The 13,809-nt window shown below is 38.3% G+C and carries 14 protein-coding genes; 10 read left to right on the top strand and 4 right to left on the bottom strand.

The features are described from left to right. Positions 1-3: 3 nt before the first annotated feature. From dhaL to PB1_RS02220, 6 genes are all read left to right on the top strand, one after another. Positions 4-627: a dihydroxyacetone kinase subunit DhaL gene (gene dhaL / locus PB1_RS02245; RefSeq protein ID WP_003350496.1), complete on the top strand. Its 624-nt coding sequence runs from the start codon at positions 4-6 to the stop codon at positions 625-627. After that, entirely contained in the window at positions 627-1,019 is a 393-nt protein-coding gene (gene dhaM / locus PB1_RS02240; protein WP_003350494.1) for a dihydroxyacetone kinase phosphoryl donor subunit DhaM, read from the top strand. Before dhaL ends, dhaM begins: the two co-directional genes overlap by 1 nt. Positions 1,020-1,044: 25 nt before the next feature. Beyond that, positions 1,045-1,290 (top strand): HPr family phosphocarrier protein, encoded by a 246-nt coding sequence (locus tag PB1_RS02235; RefSeq protein ID WP_003350493.1) that lies wholly within the window; start codon positions 1,045-1,047, stop codon positions 1,288-1,290. A gap of 332 nt (positions 1,291-1,622) precedes the next feature. Further along, positions 1,623-2,912 carry a UDP-glucose dehydrogenase family protein gene (locus PB1_RS02230; RefSeq protein WP_003350492.1) on the top strand — a complete coding sequence of 430 codons (1,290 nt, stop codon included), beginning with the start codon at positions 1,623-1,625 and terminating at the stop codon, positions 2,910-2,912. Next, positions 2,909-3,868 carry an NAD-dependent epimerase/dehydratase family protein gene (locus PB1_RS02225; protein WP_003350491.1) on the top strand — a complete coding sequence of 320 codons (960 nt, stop codon included), beginning with the start codon at positions 2,909-2,911 and terminating at the stop codon, positions 3,866-3,868. Before PB1_RS02230 ends, PB1_RS02225 begins: the two co-directional genes overlap by 4 nt. Positions 3,869-3,930: 62 nt before the next feature. Then, a complete protein-coding gene (locus tag PB1_RS02220; RefSeq protein WP_003350490.1) occupies positions 3,931-5,007 on the top strand; it encodes a glycosyltransferase family 4 protein in 1,077 nt (358 codons plus the stop codon). 211 nt (positions 5,008-5,218) lie between these two features. Here PB1_RS02220 and PB1_RS02215 read toward each other — a convergent pair whose 3' ends face one another. The 4 genes from PB1_RS02215 to PB1_RS02200 form a co-directional block, all read right to left on the bottom strand. Continuing rightward, positions 5,219-5,590: a hypothetical protein gene (locus PB1_RS02215; protein ID WP_003350489.1), complete on the bottom strand. Its 372-nt coding sequence runs from the start codon at positions 5,588-5,590 to the stop codon at positions 5,219-5,221. 61 nt (positions 5,591-5,651) lie between these two features. Beyond that, positions 5,652-6,131: a hypothetical protein gene (locus PB1_RS02210; RefSeq protein ID WP_003350488.1), complete on the bottom strand. Its 480-nt coding sequence runs from the start codon at positions 6,129-6,131 to the stop codon at positions 5,652-5,654. Next, the gene (locus PB1_RS02205) at positions 6,124-7,200 is read right to left on the bottom strand and encodes a CotS family spore coat protein (protein WP_050979082.1); all 1,077 of its coding nucleotides are present in this window, start codon (positions 7,198-7,200) and stop codon (positions 6,124-6,126) included. Before PB1_RS02205 ends, PB1_RS02210 begins: the two co-directional genes overlap by 8 nt. A gap of 15 nt (positions 7,201-7,215) precedes the next feature. Continuing rightward, a complete protein-coding gene (locus PB1_RS02200) occupies positions 7,216-8,352 on the bottom strand; it encodes a glycosyltransferase family 4 protein (RefSeq protein WP_003350486.1) in 1,137 nt (378 codons plus the stop codon). 216 nt (positions 8,353-8,568) lie between these two features. On the opposite strand from PB1_RS02200, the gene PB1_RS02195 reads away from it, so the two are divergent. The 4 genes from PB1_RS02195 (at position 8,569) to cphA (ending at position 13,772) form a co-directional block, all read left to right on the top strand. Beyond that, positions 8,569-9,654 (top strand): CotS family spore coat protein, encoded by a 1,086-nt coding sequence (locus tag PB1_RS02195; protein WP_003350484.1) that lies wholly within the window; start codon positions 8,569-8,571, stop codon positions 9,652-9,654. 325 nt (positions 9,655-9,979) lie between these two features. Beyond that, complete coding sequence (locus PB1_RS17760) at positions 9,980-10,147, top strand: hypothetical protein (protein WP_003350482.1); 168 nt, start codon at positions 9,980-9,982, stop codon at positions 10,145-10,147. 183 nt (positions 10,148-10,330) lie between these two features. Further along, positions 10,331-11,131 carry a cyanophycinase gene (locus PB1_RS02190; RefSeq protein WP_003350481.1) on the top strand — a complete coding sequence of 267 codons (801 nt, stop codon included), beginning with the start codon at positions 10,331-10,333 and terminating at the stop codon, positions 11,129-11,131. A gap of 4 nt (positions 11,132-11,135) precedes the next feature. Further along, positions 11,136-13,772: a cyanophycin synthetase gene (gene cphA / locus PB1_RS02185; RefSeq protein ID WP_003350480.1), complete on the top strand. Its 2,637-nt coding sequence runs from the start codon at positions 11,136-11,138 to the stop codon at positions 13,770-13,772. Positions 13,773-13,809: the final 37 nt, after the last annotated feature.

Raw genomic sequence — 13,809 nt, 5'->3', positions numbered from 1 at the left:
GAAATGAGTTTTGGAGTGGATGAAGCTAAGTTGTGGCTCAAACAATTGAATGAAGTTTACCAGCAGCAAAAAATGTATTTAACAGAGTTGGACCAGGCTATAGGCGATGGGGACCACGGAATCAATATGGCCAGGGGCTTCAACGAGGTAATACAGAAAATCGAAAATACCGATTATGTTGATTTAGGCTCTCTATTTAAGGATACAGGGATGATTTTACTTTCAAAAGTAGGCGGTGCATCAGGCCCTTTATATGGAACAGCTTTTATAAAAGCAGCTGTATCTTTAAAAGATAAGAAAGAAATCACTATTACAGAATTAACTGATGCATTGACCGAGGCATTGGAAGGAATAAAAATAAGAGGCAAGGCCGGCAATCATGAAAAGACGATGATTGATGTATGGATACCTGTTGTGGACTTCTTAAGATCTCACGGCGAGAATCTGAATTGGGACGATTTAATACAATTATCTCGTGAAAAAATGGAAGAGACTAGGGATTTAGAGGCTAAAAAAGGGAGGGCTTCTTATCTGGGACCTCGCTCGGTCGGACATATTGATCCCGGGGCGGCATCTTCTCATTTCTTTTTCACAGAATTAGCAAAAGTTTGTAAAGGAGCAGAATAATGAATTATGTTGGCATCGTTTTAATTTCTCACAGCCCGGAAATAGTAAAGGGATTGGAGTCGCTGTTAAAACAAATTCAGGAAAATGTTCCCCTGGCGATTGCGGGCGGTACGGATGAAAATGAGATTGGTACAGACGTGTTTAAAATTAAGCAAGCAATAGAATCCGTTTATTCAGAAAAGGGAGTTGTCATCCTGTTTGATCTGGGCAGTGCCCTTTTAAATGCTGAAATGGCTATTGAAATGCTCGAGGATTATCCAAATATAAAAATAGCTGATGCTCCGATTGTGGAGGGAGCATATGCAGCAGTGATCGAGGCCGGGATCGGCGGCACTCTGGAGGAAGTTGCCGCTGCAGCGGAGGGAGCAAAGAATTTGCAAAAGGTACATTGATAGGCTTACTTATGAGGTGAACAAAATGATAGAAAGACAAATTACGATTTCAATAGAAAATGGTCTGCATGCAAGACCGGCAGCAGAACTTGTAAAAAAACTAAACCAGTTCAAAAGTACAGTCTCTTTTTATGATGGAGAAAAGAAAATTAATCCGAAAAGTGTCTTAAGCATGATGACATCTTCAATTAAACAAGGGCAAACAATTCGTGTTGTCGTAGATGGAATTGATGAGGAAGAAACGATGGATTGGCTTACTAATAATTTATGAAAGGCGGCGGGGGACAGGCCCGTCGCCTTTCATGTTTAACGCGATGAGGGCCAGACCCTAAGTCTATTTTGGCGATGATATTGAGCAAATTTTCGGAAGACTGCGTGTTCCATATCCGGCTGCAGGTATGATCGCTTTTCTTATCATGAATATCTCCCCTAAAAAGCATTGTTTCTACTATTCTATTCGGAAAGTTTTATTAGGTAACTTTGTCCTTATAAAATATGTGCACACTTCATGAACGGGAAGCTTTTGGGCTTTCCTTCTGTCACAACACCAACTTGTCTGCTAATACAATATATAAGCGGAAACGTAAAGGAAGGAGATACTTCATGAACATATGCGTTCTTGGAGCGGGGTATGTGGGGCTGACGACGACAGCTGTACTTGCGGAATTAGGACATGATGTCATTTGTATCGATAAAGATCCTGATAAGATAAATCAGCTCCGGCAAAATCATGTTCCTATTTACGAGCCGGGGTTAGCAGAACTCATAAAAAATAATTCCAACCGCATTACATTCTGTACGGACAGCCAAAAAGGAATCATAAAATCTGATGCAATTATTATAGCTGTTGGAACTCCTACCGACCAGGATGGGAAACCTGATTTAACTTATGTGCTTTCCGTAATAGAAGAATTATCAGCATCAATTTTTTCTTATAAAACGATCATTACAAAAAGTACTGTTCCTCCAGGAACGAACGAAATGATCGAACAATTATTAATTAAGAAAGGTGTTAAACGGGAATATTTTGATATTGTTTCAAATCCCGAATTTCTAAGGGAAGGTTCGGCCGTTTATGATATGTTTCATTCAGACAAGACGGTTATCGGCTTGAAAAAGCACGATTTACGATCACTGCCAATTATGAGGGAAATTTATAACGGCCTCGAAGCTCCTTTTATCGTTACGAGCCTTACAGGTGCAGAGCTGATAAAGTATGCTAATAATGCCTTTTTAGCAACAAAAATATCTTTTATCAATGAAATGTCAAGAATATGTGATGCATATGGAGTTGACATTGAGGAAATATCAAAAGGAATCGGTACGGATCCGCGAATCGGCTCTCAATTTCTCCAAGCCGGCCTCGGATACGGGGGTTCTTGTTTTCCTAAAGATTTGCAAGCATTGTACTATGCCGCGGTTTCAAAAAATGTTACAGCACAAATTTTACAAGCCGTTCAAAAGGTTAATGAAACACAGATTGATTTATATTTGAAAAAACTGCAATCTGTGATGCCGGATTTGCGTGATAAAAAAATTGCTGTCCTGGGAATCTCCTTCAAGCCGAATACAGATGATACTAGATATTCAAGAGCGGTCGCATTAATAGAAAAATTAATTAGTCAAGGATGCCGGCTTTCAGCTTTTGACCCGATAGCCAGGCTGCCAGAACATGTTCTTGAAAAAGCAAATCAGGCAGAAACCTTGGAAGAGTCTATTGATCAGGCAGATTGCCTCATTCTTGCAACAGAATGGGAAGATTTTATTCATTTAGATTGGAAACATGTAAAAGAAAAAATGAAAGGAAATATCATCGTTGACGGTAGAAATTGTCTTGAGCCTGAAAAGTTGAAGGCGCTTGGATTTCAATACATTGGAGTTGGTCGTGGATGAAAGTTCTTGTAACAGGAGCAGCTGGATTCATCGGTTCACATTTGTGTGAAGAATTGCTCCTCAGCAAAGACGTGGAAAAATTAATTGGAGTTGATTTTTTTATCGGACCAACTCCCGCCGGAATGAAAAAAGATAATTTATTTCAACTTTTGGAACATCCAAAGTTTGAATTTATTAGAAATAATTTATTGACAATGCCGCTTGATGATTTGATTGCAGGGACAGATGTTGTTTATCACCTGGCTGCTATTCCCGGAGTCCGATCAAGCTGGGGATATGACTTTAAACATTATGTTGATCATAACATATTAGCGACCCAGCGGTTGTTGGAGGCTTGTAAAAACAAAAGCCTCAAAAAATTTATCTATGCTTCTACCTCATCTATTTATGGAGAAAAACATGGCAGTGTTTCAGAAGATCAATTGCCGGAACCTTTATCGCCGTACGGAATTACAAAACTAAGCGGAGAACATTTATGCCGGGTATACGAAAAGTATTTTGGCCTTCCATTAGTAATTCTCCGATACTTTACAGTCTATGGTCCCCGCCAACGTCCGGATATGGCTTTTCACCGATTTATTCGCCAATTCATAAAAAATGAGCCTGTTACAATTTTTGGTGATGGAAAACAAACGAGAGACTTTACGTTTATAAATGATTGCAGAAGAGCTACTGCTTCGGTCCTTATAAATGACAGAGCAGTTGGACAAACGATTAATATCGGAGGAAAAGAGCGGGCTTCAGTATTGGAGGTTCTTGACGTTCTTGAGGAGATTTCGGGCATAAAAGCTAAACGCATTTTTTTTGATCAGCCGGCTGGTGAACCGAAACATACATGGGCATCCATATCAAAAGCGAAGGAGCTTCTTGATTATAACCCCGTTACGGGATTAAAGGAAGGCTTGAAGCAGGAGTACCTATATTTATTAAATTTTTATAGAGATGATAAAAAATGAATATAGCCTTTATTTGTACGGAAAAGCTTCCATCACCCGCTATAAAAGGAGGAGCCATTCAGATGATGATTGACGGAGTGGTTCCTTATTTTGCAAAGAATCATTCCTTAACAGTGTTTTCCATATCTGACCCGGAGCTTCTTGATCGCGAGAAAGTGGATAATGTTGAGTACATTCGCTTTCCGAGAAAAAATTACCGTTTGATGGTTGCTGAAGAATTAAAAAACCATCATTTCGATATCATTCATGTCTTTAATCGTCCTAAAAATGTAAACTTGTATAAAATGTCATCTCCGAACAGCAAGATCGTTTTAAGTCTTCATAATGATATGTTCTCAGAAAAGAAAATTTCAAGGATTGATGGGGAAGAAGCGATTGAGCAAGCAGCACAAATTACAGCAGTCAGCGACTATATAAAAACAACTGTTGTAAATCGCTTTCCTCTGGCAGAAAGAAAAATTAATGTTCTTTATTCAGGAGTTGATTTGGATAGATTTAAACCGGTTTGGACAGAAGACGGTGAAAGAAAAAGGAGACAATTAAGGGATAAATACGGAATCCAAGATAAAAAAGTGATTCTTTTTGTTGGAAGATTAAGTAAAACTAAGGGGCCTCATATTTTAATTAAGGCTATGGAAGAAATTGTTGGAAAACATAACGATGCAGTTCTTGTCATTGTAGGAGGGAAGTGGTTCAGCGATAATCGGATAAATGGTTATGTAAACATGCTATATGAACTTGCACAGCCATTCAAGGATCAAATTATTTTTACAAAGTATATTCCATCATCTGACATACCGGATATGTTTTTAATGGCTGATGTTTTTATTTGCAGTTCACAATGGAACGAACCGCTTGCCCGGGTTCATTATGAAGCAATGGCGGCAGGCATTCCCGTCATTACAACAGACCGGGGAGGAAATGCGGAAGTAGTCATACATGGCTTTAATGGCTTATTGATAAATAATTACAAGAACCCTAAACATTTTGCACAAGCGGTTGACTATATATTTTCGAATCAGGATCATGCAAAATTAATGGCACAAACCGGAAGAAAGTTGATTGAACTGAATTTTTGCTTTCAGCATGTGTATGAGCGCCTTGAAAAAGTGTATGATCGAGCGCTGAATAAAGAATAGAAAAGAACTAGCGGGCTGACTCATAAGGGTCAGACTCCCTCCAACATAAACAATATATAGAATGGTTTTATTAGGTCTATATATTGTATTGGAGGGGTCTGACCCTTTGCTTTTAAGCAAGCCCGTTTTCGATTAAGTTATTCATCGCCTTTTATTCGCACTCTTTTCTTGATCTCTCGCTTGGTACTACCTTCTCGTTTTGATCACTTGATTAGTCTTCTTCAGATTCCTCATCGCCATCATAATCATCGACAGACTCGTCATCTTCTGTTTCTTCATCTTCATCATAATCATCGTCAGACTCGTTCTCTTCGGATTCTTCTTCGGAACCATAACCATCGACAGACTCGTCATCTTCGGATTCTTCTTCGTAATCATAACCATCGACAGACTCGTCGTCTTCGGATTCTTCTTCGTAATCATAATCAACGTCAGACTCGTCTTCTTCTGCAGTCAATGATTCTTCTTTCTGACCGTTTGATTCAGATGACTCTACTTCATCATAGAAATTAGATAATTCTCCTTCTTTATAATCATATTCAAGATCAGTATTTTCCTTTAATTTATAGTTGACAATTTCCATCAGTATAATCCTCCTGAAATATTTTGTTTTATCCTAAATTATGCTGTTCTGTAATGAATGATTACACTCTTACTCTCGATTTGTTTTTAACTAAATGCGTAAGAAATGGTGTGGATTTTGATCTATCATCTATAATGATTCTTACTCTTGGAAGAGGAATTTCCTCAATGACAGGCACTTCCTCTTCAAGATTTTCATCTAAATATTCTTCAGAAAATTCTTTAATATCAGTTGCCTTTGTTAATTCTATTTCCTCTTCCTTGATAAAGTTGGAAGTTTCCTCATCTTGTTTCGCAGTTTTAACTTTATTTTCTTTAAAAGAATGAGAAAAATTATTGGTTGAAGGGTATTCAATTACTTGAGCACTAAATATTTCTTGAAAATTGTTTAATCCGGTATATTGTTTTTCTTGAATAGCTTCAGGATCGTCAAGGATTTTTTCGTACTCCGAAAAACTCCATCCCATTGGACCGGGAGGGGAAAACGTGAATTTTTCGAGTTCTAGCTTTGGAATAAGGTTCTTGTCTTCTTTTTCAGGCATTTTTCTTCCCCCCGTTCTGTTCCTTTATTTCAAGATATATATCTGAAAAACTGTTCAAAAATTCATCTTTTGAATTTTCAACTGCTACAATGTTTTGCAGCGCCCACATATATTTTTCGTCTGACCATGAACGCTTTTGTCCAAGATAATATTTATGAATAATGGAACAAAATAGATGCGGAAAAGCCAAATCTGTCCAAAGGATGCGGTAATGGTTTTCTGATAACGGATGGACAGTATCATAAGAACGGAGCATATGAATTGCAAGATCATGATCCCAGACAGACATTTTTTTCATCACTTTGTTCAGGAGGATTCGCAAATCTCTTGAAGGCAAGTCTTGCGTGATGGAGTGGAGTTCTTTCATATAAGCCGATCCATCCACTTCAATTAATCGGGCAAGCGTAAAATCTTGCTGGCAGAAACCTCCTTCATTTAATACTTCCATCGTACATTGCTTGTAATAAGGTTCATCTAAGTTTTGTAATGCGTCTCTGCCTCTTTGAAGCATTTTTTCGGCATGCTCCAAAAATAGGATCGAGAATGGATCGTTTGGCAATGATTCAGCAATTTTCTTTTGGCCTTCAAGTTCTTGAAGCTTCCACCTATATAATTTTTGCCATTTGTTCAGACGAGCCCGTTTTTTGCTTTCTTTTATCGGTTGGTACCCTTTTGAAGCCTCATAAAATTGGGCGGCAAACTCTAGTGTTTTTCCAAGGTGTTCTTTACTATAGTACGACATTTCATTTCCGGTGACTTTATCATACATAACAAAAGCAGCGTTTCCTAAACCGAGACATAAGGAACCATTCTTTGTCAAATGAATTGGAGCGATCGGCAGTCCTTTTTCAAGCAGATGCAGATGGGCATTTGCAATGTAAAGCATTCTTCTTGGATTCATCACAGCCTGCTTTAATATTTTTACGCCGTCACTAGTATGAATCTCCCATGTTTTCCGCCCGCTTTTATTAGAAAGAAGGGTGATATCCTTAACATCAAAAGGATAATAATCAATAATTCCTTCAAGATAATCATGGTTTAATTTGTTTGGTTCTTCCACATCACTCATCCTTTCTAATGATGATTATCTCATTGCTTCTTTATAAATACTTAAAAGATTTTTTGAAACGGTGTCCCATCCAAATTCTCTTTCAACTTTAGCGCGACCGTATTTTCCAAGGCGGTGGCGAAGGCTTGAATCGCTTAAAAGCTGATTAATTCGTACTGCATAGGCTTCCGGATTTTCAAAGTCATAAACAATGTAGCCATTTTTTCCTTCCTCAATGACTTCCGGATTACCACCCCGATTGCTTGTAATAAGCGGCAAACCGGCTGCCATTGCTTCATAATGTACACGGGCAAGGGGTTCCTGCCATTGGGAAGAACAGACAAATAGGTCAGACATCGTGTAGAGTCCGGGAATATCGCGTGGTTTAACGAATTTGATGAAAGTAACATTTTCCGGATAAAGAGAACCAAATGTATAAAGATGCTTCACATAATTATTTATATTGTCATCTCCAAACCATTTTGACCCTACGAAGACCATCATGACATCAGAATGCTCTTCAATGATTTTCGGCATTGCTTGAAGCAGCACATGGGGTCCTTTGACTTTGCTCAAGCGTCCTACAAAAAGGACAATTTTTCTTCCTTCAAGTCCAATTTCATCTCTTAGTCTTTTTCGGATTCGTGAACCTTCGGTTGTCCAATGCGGTTGATAATCCACCAAATCGACACCGGAATAAACCGTCTTTGTTTTCGATTGTGCACTCGGAAAACGAGAAGTAATGGTTTTGCCGATATAGTTGCTGACGGTGATGATTTTTGAAACCCTGGAAATACAATCTCTTCCTTCTTGATCCGATATTTTATCAGGCGCGAACATATCGTTATGAACACTAAGTACGAATTTTGTTTCAGGTGAAGCCTCAGCCAGTGTTTTTATCCAGGAAGGCCGATTGCAAACATGGACGACATCGTATTCAGCGCCACGTACATGCCTTGCCAGTTGTTCCAAATAACTGTGTTCATCAAACCGCAAATATTTGACATAGTTTCTTTCTTCGGAATCTTTTAATTCGGGATCTTTGATAGAAATAACTGTAACATCCGCGGTTCTCCCGATAATTGAAGCAACTGAATCGAGATATATTTGAATGGCTCCGCCGCGTATTGCCGGCACAGGAAGCTTTTCTGTAGCTACAAGTGCAATTTTCATATACGTTTCCTCCATTCACGTTACAGGTAATGAAAGGAAAAAAATATTCCTGTTTCTTTATGATACGAGTCAAGTAGGGACACGGTGAGTTATCCTATACTTGTTTATTAAAAAGGGCATATATCACAGGAGATATACCCAATTTAGCTAAATGAACCGGAAAATAAGGGCAAGGATGGGTGTGTTTCCATACATTGATTAGAAGAAGGTATAAGGATGGTGAATAATTTGGCGGAAAAACAGGTTAAAAATGTAATCGAAAATGAAGAGAACGGAGAATTTGTTCTGACTCCCGAAGAAGAAGCAAAATTGACTAGACTTGCTGAATCGATTCTCCAATTTTGGGATGTATCCATAACATCTATAGAAGTGATCCAGGGGGGACAGATGGCGTTGGTCTGGAAAATCCACACTTCAGAAGGACCTATCTGTCTCAAACGGATTCACAGACCTGAAAAGAAAGCATTGTTTTCTATAAATGCACAAAATTATCTTGCAACAAAGGGGTTCCGTGTACCGGGAATTATTCCAAATAAAAACGGGGAGCTTTACACAAAATACGGGCCTTTCTTATTCGTTGTATATGATTGGATAGAAGGAAGACCGTTTGAGTTGACGGCTAAAGAAGATTTAGAATTTATCATGATGGGATTGGCAGAATTTCACATTGCGTCCGTCGGTTATAAACCTCCGGAAGGTATCCCTGTCTTTACTAAATTGGGGCGCTGGCCATATCATTATATAAAAAGATGCCAGCATATGGAAACATGGAAGATTTCTGCAAGGAAAATGCAGGACGACACTTTTTCAGAATTATATTTAGCGGAAATTGATGAATTTATCCAAAATGGGAACGATACATTAAACAAATTGCTTGAATCGGCATACCCTTCATGGGTAAGTAAAGTGAAAGAGTCTCCAAACTTATGCCATCAGGATTATGGTACAGGAAACACCCTTCTTGGCGATGACGGAAAAATTTGGATTATTGATCTTGATACGGTATCCTTTGATTTACCTATACGGGATCTCAGAAAAATGATTATCCCTTTACTGGATACAACAGGGGTATGGGATCAGGAAACATTTGACATTATGATAAATGCTTATGAATCCGTATCTCCTTTAACGGAAGAGCAAAAGCAAATAATGTTTATTGATATGCTCTTTCCTTATGAGTTGTATGATATTGTTCGTGAAAAGTATGTAAGAAAGAGCCCGCTCTTAGTTGAAGAATTGGCCGGGGCAATGGAATATGAAAGAATTAAACTTCGGGCACTTCAGGCTCTAATTAAAGATTAAATAACATTTCAAAAAATTCCCGCAGCAGTCGGGATTTTTTATTATCAGAAAGTAAAATCTTACCGGATTTTGAAAACCGTCCAGCTCCCGTGCCTGTCAGGCTAGCCAAGGCACTTCCGCTTTTTTTATTAGGAAACAAGTCTTAATAATTGTTATGTGAAGAGAAAAAAGGATGTTAACATTTAAAGATTTTGTAAAGAAAGATATGGACAACATGAAGATTAGATTAAATATTGTAAATATTTTCATAATTATATTCTTTTTTTTCGGAATTTTTGTATGATAGTTCTGTAGTACAAAGCAACATTCAAGGAGGCAATGAAAAATGAAAAATTTTAAACAATGGTTATTAGCTTTAATGGCAGTTTTCATGGTAGCAGGCTTTGCCACAGGTTGCACCAATGACAATGAAGATCAAGAAACAGATGACACAACTACTGAAGAAAATCAGGATGCTGGAAACACAGAATCTACAGAAGAATCAGGACAATAATAATTATGAAAATGGGGCTGTCCCTAAGGTAATAATTTTTTACCTTTAGGGGCAGCCCTATTTTTTTATTTTTTGTGTATCTCTTTTGCAGGATTGGTAAAAATACATAAAGCCATTGTTTTATTAAATGAATAAATCCCATCTTATGCGGGATTTTTTAATTTTATTCTAAGGTGGTCAATAATGAATGGAGAATTGTTGATTATCGGGGGACATGAAGAAAAGTATAACGGAGAAGGGATTTTGCAAAAATTTATTGAATTGGCAAAAAAAAATAAAGGCTCGATTGGCATTTTGCCAACAGCCTCAGAAATCCCTGATGAGGTCAGTGCTGATTATATAAACGTATTTCGCAAACTTAATGCGGAAGATATTAAAGTATTAAATATTAAGTCCAGAAATGAAGCTAACGCAGAGGATTTTTTGGATACGATGTCACAATTATCAGCCTTATTTATTACAGGCGGAGACCAAAGCCGTTTAGCGGAGATCGTTGGTAAAACAAAATTGTACGACGCGATCTTTGAACGGTGGAAAAACGGGATGGTGATAGCCGGTACGAGTGCCGGGGCCTCCATAATGGGAAAATTCATGATTGCTTCTGCGAAAACAAAAGAAAATGATAAAGGTTTAAAGATTGACATAGAGAGTGGTTTTGGGTTTTTGAACACTTTAATTGATCAGCATTTTTCCCAGAGGGCACGGTTTGGAAGGCTTCTGGGAGCAATAGCGGAAAACCCGAATTTAATTGGGATTGGCATTGATGAAAACACAGCGATTCTTGTAGAAAACGATAAGTTCAAAGTTTATGGCGAGCACCAAGTATTTGTTATCGACGGTAATGAAGGAAGTTTAGTTGATTTGGCAATCTCAGAAAGTGGAGGCGAAGAGCTGACAATATCCAATTTTAAATTGCACACACTTACAAATGGCTTTAGCTTTGATCTGAATACCCGACAACTAATAAATAGAAAAGAGGATTAAATGAATGAAGATCAACCGAGTAAGGTATTTGAAAGGCCCTAATTATTTCAGTCTCAGGCCTGCCATTTGGATTGAACTGGATATAGAAGAACTAGAATTACTGCCTTCAAATGCTATTCCCGGATTTACTGACAGACTTTTAGAACTTATCCCAAGCCTGAAAACGCATACGTGTTCGCTCGGGTATCAAGGCGGCTTTCTAGATCGGTTGAAAGAAGGCACTTGGATGGGACATATACTTGAGCATATGGCAATCGAACTTCAAGTACTTGCCGGCATTGATGCGAGACGGGGGAAAACGATTACAAGCAATAAAAAAGGAATCTATTTCATCACTTTTGATTATCAAGAACCAAAATCCGGACTCCAAGCTTTTAAATCGGCAATGGAAATTATTGAAAAAATATTGAAAGGTGATCCTTTAGTACCAATTCAAAAATATATTTCGGAAATTTCGGACCTTTATTTTAAAAACAAACTTGGACCAAGTACACAGGCAATTTTTGATGCGGCAATGAATGCGAAAATTCCTGTAGAAAGAGTAGGAACTGACAGTTTGCTCAGGCTTGGAACCGGGGCAAAGCAAAAATTTGTCCAGGCCACGATTACAAGTCAGACTTCGTCTCTTGCTGTCGAGAGAGCCTGTGATAAACAAATGACGAAGATGATTCTTTCGAGTTGTGGTGTACCAGTCCCTAAAGGGGAAGTTGTTACGTCGTTGACTGAAATCTTTAAGGCGTCTGAAAGAATCGGTTTTCCGCTTGTCATAAAACCGCTTAAAGGCAGACAAGGGCAAGGAGTTATTACAAATATTAGAAATAAAGATGAGTTATTTAATGTTGTAAATTGTTTAGATAAACATGTGAAAGAATTTATTATTGAGCGTTTTTATGATGGAAACGATTACAGGCTTTTAGTTGTTAATCAAAAATTAGTAGCAGCAAGCCTTCGGAATCCGCCATTTGTTATCGGAAACGGTCAGGATACGATTCGGAAATTGATTGAACTTGAAAATGAAAATCCGAAACGCGGAGAAGGGCATGAAAAACCAATGTCGAAAATTCCGCTTAATTTTACAGTAATATGTTATCTTGAAAAATTTGATTTAACTCTTGATTCAGTACCAGAAAAAGGCCAGATTGTACAGGTGGTCGGAAATGCAAATTTATCCACCGGAGGGCAAGCAATTGATGTAACTGACGAGGTCCACCCATCAATAAGAGAGATGGCTATTACGGCTGCGAAAGCTATTGGACTGGATGTTGCAGGAATTGATTTTATATGTAAGGACATAACGAAACCGCTAAATCGTGAAGATTCAGTGGTCGTTGAAGTAAATGCTGCACCGGGAATCCGCATGCACCATTTTCCGAGCAAAGGAAAAAAAAGAGATGTCGGCAAAGAAATTGTCGAATATCTTTTTAAGAGCCGGGAAGAAGCATGTATCCCCATCATTTCTGTTACAGGCACGAATGGAAAAACGACAACTGCCCGATTGATCAAACATTTAATCGAAGAAGATAACTTTACGGTTGGAATGGCCAATTCGGATGGTGTTTACATTGGTAATCAGTGTATTGATGAAGGAGATTGCAGCGGTCCAATAAGCACAAGAATGGTTCTAAGGAATCCGATCGTTGACTTGGCCGTGTTGGAGACAGCCAGGGGCGGAATTCTTCGCGAAGGTCTCGCATTTCGTTATTGTGATGTCGGAATTGTAACAAATGTAAGTGAAGACCATCTTGGACAGGATGGCATTGAAACGTTTGATCAGCTTGTGAAGCTGAAAAGATTAATCCCCGAAGTTGTAATTGAAGGGGGATACTGTGTATTAAATGCCGATGACCCTGAAGTGGTGAAAATGGCAGATTATACAAAAGGAAATATCATTTATACGTCTATAAATGCTCACAACCCTTATATTAATGAAGCAGCTCAAAATGGAGGAATAGCCTGGTATCTTGATCATAAAGGGTGGATTGTTCATGTATCGGAAAACGTCAAAACAAAATTCCTGCCTTCCCGCGAAATTCCAATCACGATAAACGGTACAGCCAAGCATAATATTGCAAATTTATTGCAAGCTTTAGCCGCGGCACACTCTCAAGGCGTTTCGATAAGTCAGTTAAAGGAGCGAGTCCTAACGTTCGAGCCTGATTTTAAACAATCTAAAGGAAGATTTAATAAAATAAGCAAAAACGGCCGGGAAATAGTTGTCGACTATGCACATAATGTTGCCGGGTTAAAGGCTATTTACGATACAATTAAGGAAATTAAAAAAAATCGCATTATCACCGTCCTTTCCGCACCTGGAGACAGAAATAACAATGAAGTCGCTAATTTAGCAAAAATAGCTGCAAAGAATTCCAATTTACTTGTTATTAAGGAAGATGGCGATCTGAGAGGAAGAGCTCCGTTTGAAATCGCCGGTATCATGAGGGATTCTGCGCTGCAGGAGGGATTAGGGAGCGAAAATATTTTTATAATTAGAGATGAACTAACAGCGTTTGCTGAGGCATGGGAATTATCAAGGGAAGGAGATCTGCTCCTCTTTTCATATGAGGCGTTTTCTAATGTAACTCAATTTCTTACCATGGTTGATAAAAAACAAATCATTTTAGACAATAAAAGAAGCGGTTAAACAAAAGGACTTGGAGTGAAAGGCTCCAAGTTTTATT

Origin of the sequence: Bacillus methanolicus PB1 (genome assembly GCF_000262755.1) — a bacterium.
GTDB classification, from domain to species: domain Bacteria; phylum Bacillota; class Bacilli; order Bacillales; family Cytobacillaceae; genus Bacillus_Z; species Bacillus_Z methanolicus.
The sequence above is the reverse complement of the archived record's forward strand: the minus strand, read 5'-3'. Positions and strand labels throughout refer to the sequence as shown.